The sequence below is a fragment of the Stutzerimonas chloritidismutans genome (assembly GCF_020783375.1).
In the GTDB taxonomy this organism is placed as follows: Bacteria; Pseudomonadota; Gammaproteobacteria; order Pseudomonadales; family Pseudomonadaceae; genus Stutzerimonas; species Stutzerimonas kunmingensis.
On the sequence record NZ_CP086067.1, the window covers coordinates 4,296,100 to 4,313,032 of the forward strand.

The window sequence follows — 16,933 nt, forward strand, 5'->3', positions numbered from 1 at the left end:
ATATCAAACTAGGCAACGCGAACGACGACTGGTGTCAGGCACCGACACCAAGCGTTCGCCAGAAACGAAAAAACCCGCCGAGAGGCGGGTTCTTTCTTCAAGGGCCGATCAATTACTTGATCTTGGCTTCCTTGTAGATCACGTGCTTGCGTACGACCGGATCGAATTTCTTGATTTCGATCTTGTCGGGGGTGGTGCGCTTGTTCTTGTCGGTGGTGTAGAAGTGGCCGGTACCGGCGCTGGACACCAAACGGATCAGGTCACGCATGATTGCTCTCCTTAAACCTTTTCGCCGCGGGCGCGCAGCTCGGACAGAACGACGTCAATGCCGCGCTTGTCGATGATGCGCATGCCTTTGGCACTCAGGCGCAGACGGACGAAGCGGTTCTCCGACTCGACCCAGAAGCGATGATGCTGCAGGTTCGGCAGGAAACGACGACGGGTTTTGTTCATTGCGTGGGAAACGTTGTTCCCGGTTACCGGACCCTTACCGGTAACTTGACAGACTCTCGACATGCCTCAGCCCTCTAAAACCACATGCCCAACCCGGCATGGGTTGGCCGCTTGAATTCACTTGTCAGTTCGGCGCTCAGCGCCACGTTTCATGGGGGTCTTACCGGCCACGTTGCGAACGAAGATACCGGGCCCCTAGAAAAGAGCGCTGCTTTATATCAGAAACCCCCTAGGGCAACAAGCGCGGATTGAAATTTCCGCCCGACTGCCGTGCCTTCGAGAGTTGCTGTTCGATGCCGACCGGGGCCTGAGCGCCGCTACCCGTTCGTCAGCTCACCTTCTATATATAGGTGGCAAGCAACCTGCCCCCCGCGCCTCGTCGCGCAACTGCCGACGCAGCAACTTGCCCACGGCTGTCTTCGGCAGCTCGTCGCGCAGCTCGAGATAGCTCGGCATCTTGTAGCCGGTGAGGTACTGCCGGCAATGCTCGAGCAACGCCTGCTCGTCGGCTGCATCGTCCTTGAGGCTGACGAAGACCTTCACTGCCTCACCCTTGCGCGCATCCGGTACGCCGACCGCCACGCATTCACGCACGGATGGATGCTGCATCAGCACATCCTCGATCTCGTTGGGAAAGACGTTGAAGCCGGAGACCAGGATCATGTCCTTCTTGCGATCGACGATCTTCACGAAGCCCGCGGCATCCAGCAAGGCGATGTCGCCGGTCTTCAGCCATCCCTCGGGCGTGAGCACCTTGGCCGTCTCGTCCGGTCGCTGCCAGTAGCCCTGCATCACCTGCGGGCCGCGCAGCCATAGCTCGCCCGGCATTTCCGGTGCTACGTCGTTGCCCTCGTCATCCACGGTGCGCAGCTCGGTTTCGATCAGCGCCTGGCCGATGTAGCCCTCGCGGTAAGGGCTCAGCTGTGTACCGGTCGCCACAACAGGCGAGGCCTCGGTCAGGCCGAAACCTTCGCGGATCGGCGCCCCGGTCAGTTCCTGCCAGCGACGCCCGACTTCACTGTTGAGCGGCGCGCCGCCGGACGTCGCCCACTTCAGATTGGAGAAATCGATGCTGCGAAACTCCGGGTGATTCATCAGCCCGACGAACAGCGTATTGATGCCGCTGAGCAGACTGAACGGATAGCGCTGCATGGCACCGATGGTTTCGTCCAGATTGCGCCCGTCGCGGATGAATACGGTGTGCAGACCCATGCCCACCGAACTCAGGCAGTTCGTGGCAAAGGCCATGATGTGATACAGCGGCAGCGGTGCGATGCGCACGTCCTTTTCAGGCTCCAGCAGACCCGGCTTGTCGAACAGCTCGATGGTCTGCAGCACGTTGGCTAGCAGATTGCGGTGACTGAGCATCGCGCCCTTGGACACACCGGTGGTGCCGCCGGTGTATTGCAGCAGCGCCAGCCGGTCGAGGCCTGCCTCGCGCTCCAGCGGCGGGCTTTCCGCCCCCAGCCGCAGGGCCTGCATGAAGCGCTCTGTTCCCGGCTCCTGGCTGTCATAGACAGGCGCCTGCAGATCCTCGACGCTGGTGAGCATTACGTGCTCCAGCTCGGTGTCCGCCTGCACCGCGCGTACCAGCGGCAGCAGCCGATCGAGCACAAGGATCGCCCTGGCGCCGGAATCGCGGAACTGATGGCGGGCTTCGGCGGCCGTGTACTGCGGATTGGTATTGACGATCACCAGCCCGGCCTTGAGTGCGCCAAACACGGCGATGGGATATTGCAACGAATTGGGCAACTGCAGCGCCAGCCGGTCACCGGGTTGCAGGCCGGCGTGATGCCGCAGGTAGCGCGCGAACGCATCGGCAAGACTGCCCAGCTCGGCGTAGGTGAGCTGGTCGTCGCCACAGGAAAATGCCGCGCGCTGCGGATGCTTCGCGCAGGCCTGAGCCAGCAGGTCATGGACGTTCTGGTAGCCGCCACGGGCGAGTTCGGTAGCCACGTAGCCTTGCACGGAAGCGGACATCGACATTCTCCAAAATAAATTATTGTTTTACTGTGCGAAACTGGATGTCGAATCCGATAGTAGTAGATCGCTTTTTCCGTCGCAATGATCGTCAATGGCCGCACTGCCCGGCGTCGGGCGATCTGCTATCGTTCGCCACCGCTGCCCACTAGCCAGACAGACCGAGACCATGAGCGACGACATCGAAGACACCGGCACACCCAAGGATCGCAAGTTCGTCGAGGCCCTCGCCCGCGGGCTGGACGTGCTGCGTGCCTTCACCCATGGCTCGGTGGTGATGGGTAATCAGGACATCGCACGCATCACCGGGCTGCCAAAGCCCACCGTGTCGCGCATGACCTACACCCTGACCAAGCTCGGCTACCTCAGCTATTCGCAGCAGCTGGAGAAGTACCAGCTCGATTCCGGCGTGCTGGCGCTCGGCTACGCCTACGTATCCAATCTGCGTGTGCGCCAGCTGGCCAAACCGTACATGGACGAGTTCGCCCGCCGCACCAACACCACCGTGGGCCTGACCTGCCGCGACCGGCTGTCGATGATCTACGTGGAGAATTGCCGCCCGGCCGAGGTCACCACCCTGCGCATGGACGCCGGCGTGCGTCTGCCGCTGGCCACCACCGCCGCTGGCCGCGCCTTTCTCGCCGCCACCCCGGAGAAGGAACGCGAGCATCTGATGGCCGCTCTGGCCAGCAAGTACGGTGATAACTGGGCCGCCATCGAGGCTTCACTGCACGCCTCGTTCGAGGAGTTCGTGCAGCACGGCTTCTGCCTGTCGCTCGGCGACTGGGACCGCAACGTGATGGCCGCCGGTGTGCCGCTGCACCTGGCCGACGGCAGCATCATGGCGCTTACCTGCGGCGCGCCGTCATTCCAGCTCAGCGAGGAAACCCTGAAGAACTCGCTGGCCCACCAGCTGGAAATGCTCGCTCGGGATATCGAAAGCCTCGGCGTCTGATCGTCAGGCCCTGACGCTGGCCCAGGCGATGTCCGCGAGCAGCTCGCGGCAGTCGGCCAGCGCGGTGCGGGAACGCCCCGCCAGCCAGTTGCGCGCCATGTCGTGGCAGGGTCCGATCACCACCGCGAGAAAGCAGTCGCCGGGCATACGCCGAAAGGCTCCGCTTTCGCGATGGCGCCGCAGAATTGCCCCAACCCGCTCGCCGTGGGTGCGATTGACCTCGCGCAGCTGCTCGCCCATCTCGCCCGCCTCGACCCGCCCGCGGTTGTGCAGGACGAAGCGCGCCCAATCCGGGTTCGCAACCACCCAGTCGATGTAGCTGGTGACGAACAGCCGGACGCAGGCCTCGGCATCCAGCGTCTCGATCAGCCCGGCTTCCAGCAGCGCGGCGTACTCTCCGATGCCTTCCAGATACAGCGCGGCGATGATCCGCTCGCGATTGCCGAAGTGGTGATAGAGGCTGCCGATGCTGGCGCCGGAGCGATCACGAATCATCTCGATGGTGGTCGCCTCCACGCTGAACTCGGTGAAACAGGCGAGTGCGGCCTGAAGGATTTCCTGCTTGCGGCTACTACGGGCCATCCGGCCTCCAGTCTGACTAGAATATTTTTCTAGAATTATCTTCTACACTTCGTATACTGCACCGATCGCAGCAATCGCAGAAGCGCGGAGAACAACAAGATGGCGACGATACAGGTTGAAGAACGCTCCATCGACAACGGCAACGGCCATGCCCTGTCCAGCCATTGGTATCAGCCGAGCAGCCTGCCATGCGGCGTCGTGCTGATCGCGCCGGCGATGGGCGTGCCGCAGCGCTTCTACACCGACTTCGCCAACTGGCTGGCCGGCCAAGGCTACTTGGCGGTGACCTTCGATTACCTGGGCATGGGCCGCTCGCGGCGGGTGCCGCTCCGCCAGTTGAACGTCGACATCCTCGACTGGGCGCGCCACGACTGCAGCGCGGTGCTCGCCGCGGCGGCCGAGGTTGCCGGTGAGCTGCCGCTGTACTGGATCGGCCACAGTGTCGGCGCGCAGATCCTGCCGCTGGTCAAAGGCCATGAGCGCCTGACCCGCATCGTCACCATTGCCGCCGGCAGCGGCTACTGGCGCGAGAACAGCCCGCAGATCCGCAACAAGGCCTGGCTGCTCTGGCATGGTCTGGCGCCCGTGCTGACCGCCGTGGCCGGCTACTTCCCGGGCGGTCGCATCGGGGCGGTCGGCGACCTGCCCGCCGGGGTGATTCGCCAGTGGCGGCGCTGGTGCCTGCATCCGGACTACCTGGTCGGTGTCGAGGGCGAGCCCGTACGCCAGGCCTTCGCGGCGGTGCGCACACCCCTGACCTCGCTGTCCTTCAGCGACGACGAAATGATGTCGGCGCGCAACACTGAATCCCTGCATGGCTTCTACAGCTCGGCACCGAAAACCATGCAGCGCATCGCGCCCGCGGAAATCGGCGCCACACGGATCGGCCACTTCGGCTTCTTCCGTCGCGGCTTCGCCGACAACCTGTGGACGCCGCGCTTGTTGCCGGAGCTGATGCCGAGCCAACAACAAACGGTGGCCTGACTCCAAGCGCATTAATTTCGCAGAGCGGAACACTGCTAGCATATTTCGAAACATATGCAGGGGTTATTCACCTTGCCGGATGGCGGATCTCCGACAAAAGTGAGGATGGGCTGGTTACAGCCCTCCTCGCCAATGGAGCCTTGCCATGCACAACAACAATAACGGCTACCCCTCGCAAACCCGCGCCTGGGTCACGGTCGCCATCCTCATGCTCGCCTACGTGCTGTCCTTCGTCGATCGGCAGATCCTCAACCTGCTGGTCGAGCCGATCCGCCGTGACCTGGACATCACCGACACCCACATGAGCCTGCTGATGGGCTTCTCCTTCGCGGTGTTCTACACCATCTGCGGCGTGCCCATCGGGCGCCTGGCCGACCGCAAGAGCCGCCGCGGCATCATCGCCATCGGCGTGCTGGTGTGGAGCTTGATGACCGCCCTGTGCGGCACGGCGCGCACCTTCTGGCAGTTTCTCGTGTTCCGCATCGGCGTCGGTGTCGGCGAGGCCGCGCTGTCGCCCTCGGCCTACTCGCTGATCGCCGACAGCTTCCCGCCCAAGCTGCGCGGCACCGCGATGAGCGTCTATTCGATGGGCATCTACATCGGCTCCGGTCTGGCCTTTCTGCTCGGCGGGCTGGTGGTCAAGTTCGCCTCGGCCCAAGGTGATGTGGAGCTACCGGTGCTCGGCATGGTACGCCCCTGGCAGCTGATCTTCCTCGTACTCGGCGCGGCCGGCGTGCTGTTCACAGCCGTGCTCTTGCTGATCCGCGAGCCGTCGCGCAAGGGCGTCGGCGCCGGCGTCGAGGTGCCACTCAGCGAGGTGGCCGGCTACATTCGCCAGAACCGCCGCACCGTGCTCTGCCACAACTTCGGCTTCGCCTGCCTGGCTTTCGCCGCCTACGGCAGTTCGGCGTGGATTCCGACGTTCTTCATCCGCACCTACGGCTGGTCGGCCAGCGACGTCGGCGTGCTCTACGGCTCGGTGGTGGCGGTGGCGGGCTCGATCGGCATCATTGCCGGCGGGCGGCTCTCCGACCTGCTGCACCGCCGCGGTTATCGCGACGCACCGCTGCGCGTCGGCATCATCTCCGCCGCGCTGACCCTGCCACTCAATCTCGCCTACATGGCCGGCACCGGCGAACTGGCGCTGGCGCTGATCGCCCTGCACGTCTTCACCATCGCCATGCCCTTCGGCGTCGGCCCGGCGGCGATCCAGGAGATCATGCCCAACTCCATGCGCGGCCAGGCGTCGGCGGTGTACCTGTTCGTCATTACCATGGTCGGCCTCGGCATCGGCCCGACCGCGGTGGCGCTGGGCACCGATTTCGTCTTCGGCGACGACAACGCCCTGCGTTACTCGCTGCTGATCGTAACCGGCGTTGCGCTGGTCGGCGCCATCATCCTGCTCGGAATGGGGCTCAAGCATTATCGCGGCAGCCTGGATCGTTTGCAGGAGTGGAAGCCGCAGGGTGTAGCCACACCAGCCCCGGCGTGACAGATCGACGCATGGCGGCCAGTACATTCATTGCGTGCACTGGTCGCCGGCGGTCAGATCGTTACTGCCCAATAAGCCTTGTACGGCGTCAACTTCAGCCCGTCGGATTGTCGGCCAGTTGAGCTGAAAGCCGACCGCCACGACACTGCCAAACCCCTGCAGCTTCAGCCGTTCGCACTCGGATTGCCGTCCTAGACGCTTTTGAGTTTGTGATGCAGGCCATATTTGTGTGTAATTGCCGGCCATTTCAGGGATTGAAACGGCAGCCCCGTCGGCACTGCAACGGCCGTCGCGTCAGTCCTGAATGCTACCTGCCAGCCATTCAGATAAGGACTACCTCATGGGCTTCGCAAAAAAAACCAGCGTGCTGTTGCTCAGCAGCGCCATCGTGTTCAGCGCCGGTTGCGCCAACATGGCCGAGAACGAGTGGGCGAACAAAGAGAACATCGGCACCCTGGTCGGCACCGCAGCAGGCATTCTCATCGGTAGCCAGGTTGGGAACGGTAGCGGTCGCACCGCAGCGATGATCGCAGGCGCACTGGCCGGCGGTTACCTGGGCAAGACTATCGGCGCGAAGCTTGACGTGCGAGATCGCGAGGCGCTTGCGCTGCAGACCCAGCAAGCGCTGCAGTACACCCAGGATGGCCAGGCCACTCAGTGGTCGTCGAGCCACAGCGATGCCAAAGCCACCATTACCCCGATCAAGACCGAAACCGTACAACGTGAAGTCGCAGTCAAGCGCACTCCCAAAGTGCAGCCGGTAGCGAACATGACCCTCATCAACCAGCCCTACCAGGCGGTTAAATCGGCGAACGTACGCAATGCGCCTGACCTCAAAGCCGAAAAGGTTGCAGGGTTGCCAACCGGTACCACCTTTACCGCGATTGGCCGCACCGACAATGACTGGATCATGGTGGGCCGCCGCGGCGTAACCATCGGCTATGTTTACGCGCCGTTGGTGGCTCAGGTTAAAAAGCCTGCCCAGTCGACCCAGACCGCCGCAGCCGAAACGGCGACCGATCTCGACAGCCTCGATCTCGCCAGCGCAGCCTCCAAGGGCATCGATCTGGACGCCATCGATCTGGATGCTGTTCCGGTCGAGCAGGCCATGACGGCCCAGGCCACGTGCCGAACGATCAAGTACGACGTGACAGCCCAGGGCAGCAATGAGCAGCAGACTGCCAAGGCCTGTCAGGCGGCCGACGGTGCCTGGGAGCTGATCTGATGAACGTACGCCACATTTCCCTGCTGGCCTTAAGCCTGGCCGTAGCGGCTTCGGCCCAGGCAGCCAGCCACCGGCTGGCCTATTCGAAGGCGGAAAACGTCGAAGTCTTTGTCGACCACGCCGATGGCCAGCCTTGGTGCAGCGATAACCTGAAGCTTCGTTTCGCATTTGCCGGCCCAGCAGACCAAGACTCCATCAACCGCTTGCTACCAAAACTTGGCGGCCTGTTCGCCACTCAGTGCTCGAGCGCCACGCAACTGAGCTGGACCAGTGTAGACAGCACCGGCAAGACCCAGGCCAGCGGTAGCGCCAGCCAGGCCGCCGGCTGGTTGGCGCAAGCAGCAGATACTGCCCCGGCAGCTCCGCAGCCTGCAGCCGAGCAAGCCCCTGCGCCAACCGTCGCCCAAGCGCCTGCTGAAGCCCCCGCTTCCGCTGCACCTGCTGCGCGCGAGACCGCTCCGGCCACCGCAGAGCCGGAACCGGCCAAACCGACGCAAGCCGAAGCCGAAGCACCACAACCCCCAGCCGCATCCCCAGCGCCGACAGCACCTTTAGCGGACGCCCAACCCGCTGAGCCGGCAGAAAGGCCAGCCCCGGTTGAGCAGGCCGTGGCCCCCGCCCCGGTTATCGCCAAAGAGTTCAGCGTCAACGGCTGGCAACCGCCGCTGGCCCGGGATGTTTTTGCCAAGGCCGACTTCATCACAGAGATCACCGATCAGAACGGCTGCCGCTTCCGCCTGGGGTTCAAGCCGGAGGACGACATGGCGAATATCTCCGCGACATCCAGCGGCGTGACATGCGGCCCGGACGGCTACGCGCAGGGCACCGGCTCGCTGACGCTCAACCGCCGCGATGGCGTGCGTCTGCATCAGTTCAAAGGCAGCTTCCTGGATGGCCTGGAAATCTACGGCGACGCGCCGCAGCTTCCGGTAGTGGGCATCGACCAGCGCAAGAACCTGTTGCTGCTGTTGCATAGCGAACCTGCCAGCAAGGTGCATTACCTGCTGCGCATGGGCCATAGCTATAACGGCCACTGGAATGCCGGTAGCGTCACGCTGATCGCTCTGACCGAAACCCGTGACCTTTTCCGCGACCTGGAAAGCATTCGCCGGACAATCGACCTCGCCACCGCACACCTAGACAAGAGCGCGCCGAAGATCAGGGCGATCCATTTCTACGGCATGCGGGATCTGGAAAAAGGGCTGCACAAAGGCGACCGCGATTTCTGGCTTTACGACATATCGCTGTCACGTCACTACCGTACGCAGAAGTGGGAATACGACCCGGCTCGGGCCGATAACCACCTGTTCGCGTACGAGCGCAAGGAAGCTGAACTGCAGCGCCGAGCCGAGCTGGAGCGCGAGCGTGAAGCCCAGCGTCAGCGCGAGCTGCTGGCCCGCCAGGCAGAGCAACAGCTGCAGCTGTATCGTCAACTGCGCCGCGAAACTCGCAAACCCGAAGAGCTCTATGGACGCATCCTCAGCGATGCCAGCTACTCGCCGTTCAGTGGCGGTGGCTATGCCGCGATGATGCAAGGCCGCGCACAGGGCTACAGCCAGATCGTGCATATCGATGGCAAGACCGATGGTGGCTGGGAGGTCGACTATCCGTACGCCGCCGTACTGGATACCAAAGACAGCGAGCAAAGCGCCGACAAGGGCTGGTTCCTGGTCAAGGGCGAGGCTCGGCTGGACGCGTCGCGCAAGGATGAGCAAAACCTGCCGCTGACGCTGATCAGCGCGACCACGCTGCAAGCCTGCAGCGAAAAGGGCTGCGCCGATCTGCGCGACCCGCTGAAACTTGCACGCCATGAAATCGGTGACCCGGACTGGACGCCGGAAGAGGCCAAGTCGCTGATACAACAAGCCTGGCCCGAACGTGCCGAGCCCCAAGGAGATGACGAATGAGCAAGCGCCTACCCCTGATCGCCGGCGCTGCCGTTGCCGTACTGGTGGCCGGCTACTTTGGCCTGAGCGCCTACAGCAGCAGCCAGGCAGAAAAGCTGATCGAAGACTGGGTTTACGAGCACGAGCTTGAGGACACCCTGCGTTGGAAGTCGGTTTCGTCCAGCCCCTTCGGCGGCCGCGTGACAATCTCCGAGCTGCAAGTGGAAGCCGGTGGACGCGAGCCAAGCCTGCAGGTGGCTGAAGTCATCATCAGCGACCGCTCCATCAACGACGAGCGGACCCGCTTGCGCCTGCGCTTCAACGGCGTCGAGGCCGACACTCGCGCACTCGGTGGCCTGAGCAGCCTCGGCGCGATGGCCGGCGGCGGCTTCGGCCGAGGCATGGCTAGCGCTCGCGGCTTCGAACCCGCACTGATCAGCGGCCTGGCCGAGCTCAAGCCCTACGACGTCGAGATCTACGTGGATATCGATGACGATGCCGGCACCCTGGAGACAGAGCTGGCGGTCGATCTGCCAGAACTGTTCGATTCACGTGTCAGCTACCGCCTGAGCAACCTGCGCGATTTGAATCGCAAGCTGCAGCGCCTGAGCGAAAGCTTCGGTGGCGACGACCGGGGGCAGCGGGCATTCATGAGCGAGCTGGGTGAGTTGGCATCGAGCGTCGAGCGCGCCGAATTGCAAAGCGCCTCGTTCAGCGTCAAGGATCGCGGCATGGCCGAGCGCAGCATTGCTCTGTATCAGCGCTACAACACCCCGATGAACCCCACCGAAGGCAGCGCCGAAAAACAGCGCAAGGCGCATTATGAGAAGGTCGTTGAACAGACCGAAAAGGACTGCAGCCGTGAATTCAAGGACCTGCCAAAGGGCATGGAAGACAGTTGCGAACTGCTCAGGAAGGCTCTGCTCGGCGACGTCAGCGGCGTGGAGTTGAAGGTCGAGCCGAAGGATCGCGTGCGCCTGACGGATCTGGGCGACCTGCAGAACGGCCGCCGCAGCAAGCGCCTGCTGGACCGCCTGAACCCGCAACTCGACAGCATCTGATCGCTAGCTGATCGCGTCGCAGAAAGGCCGGGCAATTGCCCGGCTTTTTTACGTCCAGATCAAATGACTAACACCCGGTGCGATCACCGCCCACTGGGTAACCCACCAAAACGCAACCCAAGTTGCTTCGCGTGGATATAAAGGCGACGTCTACCCTACGAGACTGCCACCTTGCGCGCAGCGCCGTAGGGTGGGCTTCAGCCCACCGTTTGGTTGCTGGCGCGAGCTGAAGCCCTACGAAAGTGAAGACGATGCCTCCGCCACACCTGCCCGCAGTCGGCTAAGCACCTGACCCTATCTCTGCAAAGCAAAACCGGGCCACAGGGGCCCGGTCGTGTGTCGCGATTGGCGCGTCACGCCACCTGCATCAACTTGGTATAGGCCTTCAGGTGATGATCATCGTCCCCAAACTGGTGGGCGATCATCACCAGGCGCTTGGCGTGGTGGGCGAGGTTGTATTCCCAGGTCATGCCGATGCCGCCGTGCAGCTGGATCGCTTCCTCGGCCACCTTGCGTGCGGCGCGGGCGCAGATGTATTTGGCGGCGGCGATGATGCGACGGCGGTCGTCGTTGTCTTCGCCGTCGGCAAAGGTCGCGGCGAGGATCGCCATGCTGGTGGCCTGCTCCAGCTCGGTCTGCATGTCCACCATGCGGTGCTGCAAGACCTGGAATTTGCCGATCGGTACGCCGAACTGCTTGCGCGTCTTCAGGTAGTCCAGGGTCAGCTTGCAGGCTTCGTCCATGCTGCCCAGCGCATCAGCGCACTGCGCGGCGATGGCGCGGCCCTGCTGGTAGCGCAGCGCTGGGAGCGCGTTGCCGATTTCGCCGAGCACGGCGTCAGCACCGACCTGCACGTTGTCGAGGAACAGCTCGCAGCCCTTCCGCCCGTCGATGGTCGGGTAGACCCGGCGGCTCACGCCCGAAGCATTCGGATCGACCAGGAACAGGCTGATGCCGGCTTCGTCGCGACTGTCGCCGGCGGTGCGCGCGGAGACGATGATCTGCCCGGCGCTGTGTCCACCGATGACAACTGCCTTGCGTCCGGACAGGCGATAACCGCCGTCGACCGCCTCGGCTTTGGTCTGTACGTCGTGGAGGTTGTAGTGGCTCTGCGGCTCATCGAAGGCCACCGCCAGTTGCAGCGAACCGGCCGCGACCTGCGGCAGCAGATCTTCTTTCTGCGCGTCGCTGCCCAGCTGGTTAAGCAGGCCGCCGCCATAGATAACCGATTGCAGGTAGGGCTCAAGCGTCAGGCCGCGGCCCAGCTCGGTCATCACCAACATGGTTTCCACGCCGCCGCCGCCAAAGCCGCCGATCTCTTCGGCGAACGGTACGGCGGTCAGGCCCAGCTCGCCCAGCTGGCCCCAGAACTCGGCAGAAAAGCCCAGTTCCGACTCGCTGAATTTCTCGCGCTGCTCGAACGGGTAGGCGTCGCGCACCAGGCGCGCCGCGGTGTCTTGCAGCATTTGCTGCTCTTCAGTCAGTTTGAAGTCCATTGCGGTGCCCCCTTACAGCTCGAGAATCATCTTCGAGACGATGTTCTTCTGGATTTCGTTGGAGCCGCCGAAGATCGACAGCTTGCGCATGTTGAAGTAGTCGCCGGCCAGCGACGCGCTGTAGTCGGCGTGCAGGAGCTCGCCGTCGTAGTCCAGCTGCATTTCCTCTTCGAGGAATGGCAACGCGTAGGGGCCGATGACCTTGCGCAAGAGGTGAGTAATCGCTTGGCGAATCTCGGTGCCCTTGACCTTGAGGATCGAGGACTCCGCGCCGGGCACGCCGCCCTCCTTCGCCGCGGCGAGGATGCGCAGGGTGCTCATCTCGATGGCCATCAGCTGCATTTCCACTTCCGCGACCTGGGCGCGGAACAGCGGGTCTTCGAGCATTGGCTTGCCATCGCAGACTTCCTTCATCGCGATGCGCTTCAGATGCGCCAACACCGCCTTGGACGAGCCGATGCCGGCCAGGCCCGTGCGCTCGTGGGTCAGCAGGTACTTGGCGCAGGTCCAACCCTGGTTTTCCTCGCCGACCAGGTTCTCCACCGGCACGCGGACGTTGTCGAAGAAGACCTCGTTGACCTCGTGGTCGCCGTCCAGGGTGATGATCGGCCGCACGCTGATGCCGGGGCTTTTCATATCGATCAAGAGGAAGCTGATACCGCGTTGCTGCTGCGCCTCGGGGTCGGTGCGCACCAGGCAGAAGATCATGTTGGCGTGCTGGCCGAGGGTGGTCCAGGTCTTCTGGCCGTTGACCACGTAGTGGTCGCCGTCGCGCACGGCGCGGGTCTTCAGGCTCGCCAGGTCGGAACCTGCGCCCGGCTCGGAATAGCCCTGGCACCACCAGTCCTCGCCAGAAAGAATGCGCGGCAGGTAATGGTCGATCTGCTGCTGGGTGCCAAACTTGATGATCACCGGGGCGACCATGTTGACCCCAAAGGGCACGGTACGCGGCGCGCCGAAGGCCGAGCACTCCTCATCGAAGATGTGCTTTTCCACCGGGCCCCAGGTGGTGCCGCCCAGCTCCACCGGCCAGCCCGGCGCGTACCAGCCGCGCTTGACCAGAATCTGCTGCCAGCGCTCGTGATCCTGTTTGGACATGTGCTTGCCGAGCTTGACCTTGGCGGCGATGTCCGCCGGCAGCTCGCTTTTCAGGAAGACGCGCACTTCATCGCGAAAGGCGAGCTCTTCGGCCGTGTAGTTGACGTTCATGGGAATGTCCTCATGGTGCGTTCGGATTGCAGGCGGGTCGCGTTCATTGCCCGGCCTGCCATTCGGTGAAGGTGCGGCCTTCGGCGGCCAGTTTTTCCAGCAGCGGCGCTGGCTTCCACCAGTCGCCGCAACGTGCGTGCAGTTCCTTGACCCGCGCCAGCACCCGGTCCAGGCCGACGCTGTCGGCATAGAACATCGGCCCGCCGCGGAAGGCCGGGAAGCCGTAGCCGTTGAGGTAGATGACGTCGATATCGCTGGAACGCTGAGCGATGCCCTCTTCGAGAATCTTCGCGCCCTCGTTGACCAGCGCGAAGATGCAGCGCTCGACGATGTACTGCTCGTCCAGCGCCTTTCGCTCGATGCCTTTCTCCTGCGACGCTGCTTCCAGCATAGGCACGAGTTCGGGGTTCTCCAGCGGCGTGCGGTTGCCCGGCTCGTAGCGGTAGTAGCCGGCGCCGGTCTTCTGCCCGAGCATGCCAGCGACGCAGAGCTTGTCGGAGACGGTGGGGAAATCCAGGTGCGCCGGCAGCGTCGCGCGCTGGCGCTTGCGGATCGCCTGGCCGATGTCGAGGCCCGACAGATCGCGCATGGCGAACGGCCCCATGGCCATGCCGAAATTGCGCAGGGCAGCGTCGACCTGCTGCGGCGTGGCGCCCTCCTCCAAGAGGAACTCCGCCTCGCGGCCGTACTGGAAGACCATACGGTTGCCGACGAAGCCGTCGCAAACGCCGACCACCACTGAGACCTTCTTCAGCTGCTTGCCGATGGCCATGGCGGTGGCAAGCACCTCATTGCTGGTCTTCTCACCGCGCACCACTTCCAGCAAACGCATAACGTTGGCGGGGCTGAAGAAATGCAGGCCGACCACGTCCTCGGGACGTTTGGTGAAGGCGGCGATGGCGTTTAAATCGAGTGACGAGGTATTGGAGGCAAGAATGGCGCCTGGCTTGCAGACGGCATCCAGCTGTTCGAAGACCTGCTGCTTCACGGTCATCTCTTCGAACACCGCTTCGACCACCACGTCGGCATCGGCCAGCGCGGCGTACTCGGTGACGCCTTCGACCAGCGCCAGGCGCTTCTCCATCGCCTCCTCGGTCAGGCTGCCGCGCTTGACGCTGGCTGCATAGGTATCCCGGGCACGCTGCAGGCCGCGTTGCAGCGCTTCGTCATTTATTTCCAGCAGCTTCACCGGAACCCCGGCATTGGCGCAGCTCAAGGCGATACCGACACCCATGGTGCCGCCGCCGATCACCGCGGCGGTCTTGATCGAGCGAGGTTTCACATCGGATGGCAGATCATTGATCTTGCCGGCCTGGCGTTCTGAGAAGAATGAATGGACCAAGGCACCACGCTGTGGCGAGTTCAGGCACTCGGCGAAGAGTTCGCGCTCACGCTTGAGGCCTTCGGCCAATGGCAGCTTGGTTGCCGCCTCGACTGCAGCGATGCAACGCAGCGGCGAGAACAGCCCAGGCATGCGCTTGGCCACCTCGGCGTGCTTGGCGCGGATCAGTGCCTCGTTGTCGGCGCCTTCAAGGCCTTGGGTATGCTCGCCCGTGCGGCGCGGGCCGCGGCCTTCGTCTACCAGCCGACGCGCATAAGCCAGGCCGGCCTCGCGCAGATCACCCTCGAACAGCTCGTCGACGATGTGGTGCTCGACCGCCTCCGCCGCACCGATGGGTGTGCCGCTGACAATCATGTCCAGCGCCTTCTCAACCCCTGCCAGACGCGGCAAGCGCTGGGTACCACCGGCACCGGGTAACAGGCCCAGCTTCACTTCCGGCAGACCGACCTTGGCGTCTTTGCGGGCGATGCGGTAATGACAACCCAGCGCGACTTCCAGCCCTCCACCGAGCGCGGTGCCATGGATGACGGCGACGCTAGGCTTGCTGCAGCCTTCGATAGCTTCGATCACCTCCGGCAGGTTCGGCGCTTGCGTCGGCTTGCCGAACTCCTTGATGTCAGCGCCGGCAATAAAGGTAGTGCCCTCGCAGACCAGCGCCACGGCACGGACCTGCTGGTCCACTTCGGCCTGCTGAAAGGCATTGAGCAGGCCTTCACGCACTGCCTGGCCGAGGGCGTTAACCGGCGGGTTGTTGACCGTGATCAGCGCGATATCGCCCTGAATTTCGAGCCGTACGACATCTGTCATGACTGGCCTCCGCTGAGTGAAATGCTGATTGGAATTGTAATTTCACGGAATCATGTTTCGCACAGCAGAATAAAGGAGTCACGTTACGCATGTCGATAGGCAGGCATTGCCCAGCAATCAGGCGGGGCAAAGGCGCGTAATGCGCGTCAGCGCTTGATATTGCCGGCAGCCGGACCGGCGTCGGACAGCACTATCAGTCAGAGGAATGTCGCCGCCAAAGCGGGCGCGGCGGCTTCAGCCGGAAACGGCATGCCGCGGTGCGCGAGCGAGCAGGTCGGGGTCGATACGCAGCAAACGCACCGTCCGCTCGCAGGAAAGGGAGGCGGGCTCGCGGCCTTCCGGCAGATCGATCAGCAGCCGCGTCAGGTTGAGCACCAGCGCTTCGCGGCTGAGTGCGCCGGCGCCCAGTGCGTAGTAGGCCGCGATCACCTGGCGCAACTCCAGCGGCAGCGCCCATTGCGCGCGCAACGCCGAGCCAAAGCCTGCGGCCCATTCCCGCAGGCAGCGTTGAAGACTCGACTCATCCAGCTCACCGCCACTGTCGAGCCAGTCCTGAAGGCTGCGTAATAGCGCCAGTTCTCCGATGTTCCTCAGGAGGCCGGCGCTGAAGCAGAGCTCTCTGTCCAGCTTCAGCTGCCGCGCCAACCAGCTGGCCAGACGTGCGGTGCGCAGCGCTTGCGCGCCAAGCTGCGCACCCAGTTCGGCCAGACGTGGCTCGATCAGTCGGGCGTTGTGCTGCAGGGCGAGCTCGGTCACCAGCTGGAGACTGCGCGCAGCGCCGAGTCGGCGCTGTGCCTCGCCCAGGCTGAGGCATGGTGCGGCCTGTTGCGTACCGCTGCTGGCGACGCTGATCAGCCGCGCGGTCACCTGCGGGTCGCGGGTCAACAGCTCTTCGAGCTCGGCGAAATCCTGATCGCCGCTCTGCAGACGCTGCAGTGCCACCAGCACCCCCTCCTGCAGCGGCGCGCCGCGGTTATGCGGGCGCATGCGCTCGAGAAAACTATCCACGCTGTCTGTCGATGCGGGCGTCGTTATCCCTGCACGACCGGCCGAACGCGGCAACAGTTTGTCCAGGCGCTGGCGCAGGTCGTCGAGATCATAGGGTTTGCCCAGGTAGGCGGCGGGTGCCAGCGGCAGCACGGTGCGTACGCTGGCGGTATCGGTGCGCGCGCTGATCAGCACGCAGGGCAGGCGCTGGGTCGGACCGTGGCGACGCAGTTCGCGCAGCAGTTGGCGGCCATCAAGGCCATCCAGCTCACCATCGACAATCAACAGGCTGGGCACCTGACGCTTGCACAGTTCCAGCGCGGCATGCCCATCGGCCGCTGGCTGCACGCGCATGCCGGGGCGCAGTTCGCGCACCAGCTGACAAAGCTGATCCGCGCGCCAGGGCTCGTTGTAGGCAACCAGAACGAATGAAACTTGGGCGGAGATGCTCACTGCACTGCTCGCTGGAGATGT

At 63.7% G+C, this 16,933-nt stretch carries 14 protein-coding genes; 6 read left to right on the plus strand and 8 right to left on the minus strand.

Annotated features, from left to right (window positions below):
- Nucleotides 1–112: 112 nt before the first annotated feature.
- From rpmG to LLJ08_RS20220, 3 genes are all read right to left on the minus strand, one after another.
- Nucleotides 113–268 carry a 50S ribosomal protein L33 gene (gene rpmG / locus LLJ08_RS20210; RefSeq protein WP_003284185.1) on the minus strand — a complete coding sequence of 52 codons (156 nt, stop codon included), beginning with the start codon at nucleotides 266–268 and terminating at the stop codon, nucleotides 113–115.
- Nucleotides 269–279: 11 nt separating this feature from the next.
- Nucleotides 280–516 carry a 50S ribosomal protein L28 gene (rpmB, locus tag LLJ08_RS20215; protein ID WP_003284186.1) on the minus strand — a complete coding sequence of 79 codons (237 nt, stop codon included), beginning with the start codon at nucleotides 514–516 and terminating at the stop codon, nucleotides 280–282.
- 270 nt (nucleotides 517–786) lie between these two features.
- Nucleotides 787–2,433, minus strand: a complete 1,647-nt coding sequence (locus LLJ08_RS20220) for an AMP-binding protein (protein ID WP_228207812.1) — start codon at nucleotides 2,431–2,433, stop codon at nucleotides 787–789.
- Nucleotides 2,434–2,602: 169 nt separating this feature from the next.
- Here LLJ08_RS20220 and LLJ08_RS20225 point away from each other — a divergent pair, with 169 nt between their 5' ends.
- Nucleotides 2,603–3,388: an IclR family transcriptional regulator gene (locus LLJ08_RS20225; RefSeq protein WP_101276495.1), complete on the plus strand. Its 786-nt coding sequence runs from the start codon at nucleotides 2,603–2,605 to the stop codon at nucleotides 3,386–3,388.
- Nucleotides 3,389–3,391: 3 nt separating this feature from the next.
- On the opposite strand, the gene LLJ08_RS20230 is transcribed toward LLJ08_RS20225, so the two are convergent.
- A complete protein-coding gene (locus tag LLJ08_RS20230) occupies nucleotides 3,392–3,970 on the minus strand; it encodes a TetR/AcrR family transcriptional regulator (RefSeq protein WP_101276497.1) in 579 nt (192 codons plus the stop codon).
- A 99-nt stretch (nucleotides 3,971–4,069) separates the two neighbouring features.
- Here LLJ08_RS20230 and LLJ08_RS20235 point away from each other — a divergent pair, with 99 nt between their 5' ends.
- From LLJ08_RS20235 to LLJ08_RS20255, 5 genes are all read left to right on the plus strand, one after another.
- Nucleotides 4,070–4,954, plus strand: coding sequence for an alpha/beta hydrolase family protein (locus tag LLJ08_RS20235; protein WP_228207813.1), 885 nt, complete (start codon nucleotides 4,070–4,072; stop codon nucleotides 4,952–4,954).
- 145 nt (nucleotides 4,955–5,099) lie between these two features.
- Nucleotides 5,100–6,446 carry a spinster family MFS transporter gene (locus LLJ08_RS20240; protein ID WP_228207814.1) on the plus strand — a complete coding sequence of 449 codons (1,347 nt, stop codon included), beginning with the start codon at nucleotides 5,100–5,102 and terminating at the stop codon, nucleotides 6,444–6,446.
- Nucleotides 6,447–6,786: 340 nt separating this feature from the next.
- Complete coding sequence (locus LLJ08_RS20245) at nucleotides 6,787–7,671, plus strand: SH3 domain-containing protein (RefSeq protein WP_041015460.1); 885 nt, start codon at nucleotides 6,787–6,789, stop codon at nucleotides 7,669–7,671.
- Nucleotides 7,671–9,578: a hypothetical protein gene (locus LLJ08_RS20250; RefSeq protein ID WP_228207815.1), complete on the plus strand. Its 1,908-nt coding sequence runs from the start codon at nucleotides 7,671–7,673 to the stop codon at nucleotides 9,576–9,578. Before LLJ08_RS20245 ends, LLJ08_RS20250 begins: the two co-directional genes overlap by 1 nt.
- On the plus strand, nucleotides 9,575–10,618 hold the full coding sequence (locus tag LLJ08_RS20255; RefSeq protein WP_228207816.1) for a hypothetical protein: 1,044 nt from the start codon (nucleotides 9,575–9,577) through the stop codon (nucleotides 10,616–10,618). The genes LLJ08_RS20250 and LLJ08_RS20255 overlap by 4 nt, the downstream gene beginning before the upstream one ends.
- Before the next feature lie 353 nt (nucleotides 10,619–10,971).
- Here LLJ08_RS20255 and LLJ08_RS20260 read toward each other — a convergent pair whose 3' ends face one another.
- The 4 genes from LLJ08_RS20260 to LLJ08_RS20275 all read right to left on the minus strand — a co-directional run bounded on the left by LLJ08_RS20260 (nucleotide 10,972) and on the right by LLJ08_RS20275 (nucleotide 16,912).
- A complete protein-coding gene (locus LLJ08_RS20260) occupies nucleotides 10,972–12,114 on the minus strand; it encodes an acyl-CoA dehydrogenase family protein (protein WP_228207817.1) in 1,143 nt (380 codons plus the stop codon).
- A gap of 12 nt (nucleotides 12,115–12,126) precedes the next feature.
- Nucleotides 12,127–13,323, minus strand: coding sequence for an acyl-CoA dehydrogenase family protein (locus tag LLJ08_RS20265; protein WP_228207818.1), 1,197 nt, complete (start codon nucleotides 13,321–13,323; stop codon nucleotides 12,127–12,129).
- 43 nt (nucleotides 13,324–13,366) lie between these two features.
- A complete protein-coding gene (locus tag LLJ08_RS20270; protein WP_228207819.1) occupies nucleotides 13,367–15,472 on the minus strand; it encodes a 3-hydroxyacyl-CoA dehydrogenase NAD-binding domain-containing protein in 2,106 nt (701 codons plus the stop codon).
- A 234-nt stretch (nucleotides 15,473–15,706) separates the two neighbouring features.
- Nucleotides 15,707–16,912 (minus strand): HDOD domain-containing protein, encoded by a 1,206-nt coding sequence (locus tag LLJ08_RS20275; RefSeq protein WP_228207820.1) that lies wholly within the window; start codon nucleotides 16,910–16,912, stop codon nucleotides 15,707–15,709.
- Nucleotides 16,913–16,933 lie beyond the last annotated feature (21 nt).